Source organism: Photorhabdus sp. RM323S (assembly GCF_042879375.1).
Lineage (GTDB): Bacteria > Pseudomonadota > Gammaproteobacteria > Enterobacterales > Enterobacteriaceae > Photorhabdus > Photorhabdus tasmaniensis.
Genome location: NZ_JBHFKZ010000186.1, coordinates 1 through 618, shown reverse-complemented (window position 1 = coordinate 618; position 618 = coordinate 1). Strand labels below are relative to the sequence as shown.

At 51.9% G+C, this 618-nt stretch carries 1 protein-coding gene and 1 pseudogene; both read left to right on the top strand.

The features are described 5' to 3' along the window. Positions 1–37: 37 nt before the first annotated feature. The gene (locus ACGF7G_RS22590) at positions 38–409 is read left to right on the top strand and encodes a TIGR03757 family integrating conjugative element protein (protein ID WP_387468527.1); all 372 of its coding nucleotides are present in this window, start codon (positions 38–40) and stop codon (positions 407–409) included. Between the two features lie 53 nt (positions 410–462). Then, positions 463–618, top strand: a pseudogene (locus tag ACGF7G_RS22585) (TIGR03756 family integrating conjugative element protein); the annotation flags it as partial.

Sequence of the window (618 nt, the reverse complement as noted above, 5' to 3'; positions counted from 1 at the left end):
GAATATCAGGGTATTTTGGCCGCTTTTCCCGTTGTTAATGCCGGTATCCGTGTTTGCCAGCACAGTGATATATACCGACACCAGCCATCCGCCGCGCAATGCTGATCAACGTGTCCGGGTTGTGTACCTCGATGGGGCCGAACAGCTGCAAGCACAACGGTTTGGTCAGTTATCGGCTGATCCTCCACGGGCAGTCAAGCAGGCCCGCCAGATTTTACAGTCTCCATTGTGGCATCAACAGGAGCAGCATATCAGTCAGGCTTACCAGGGGTTACTGAATGCCTGGACTTTGGGTCTTGAGAAGTTCCCGGCAGTGGTTTTTGATGATAATTATGTTGTGTACGGTACGTCAGACATGAAACAGGCCTGGTTACTTTGGGATACCTATCAGCAGGAAAACCCGCCATGAAATCTTCGGATTTACCATCATTAACATGGCATTCCCGGCTGAAAAAGTTCGGCATGGTCCTGCTGCTAACGGTTGTTCTGGCACCTGTGGCCGTTGCCAGTGTGAATACGGCCCAGATTGTGGCCAGTGCCGCGTCAGTATCGTGCATCAGTTGGCGGATAAAAGGTCTCTGTTACTGGCTGCTGTGTTCTCCCTGGGGGTGCAAAGTG

Bases quoted from the DNA above. Each gene is read 5' to 3' on its own strand.
- ACGF7G_RS22590 (WP_387468527.1), top strand. From the start codon at position 38: ATGCCGGTATCCGTGTTTGCCAGCACAGTGATATATACCGACACCAGC.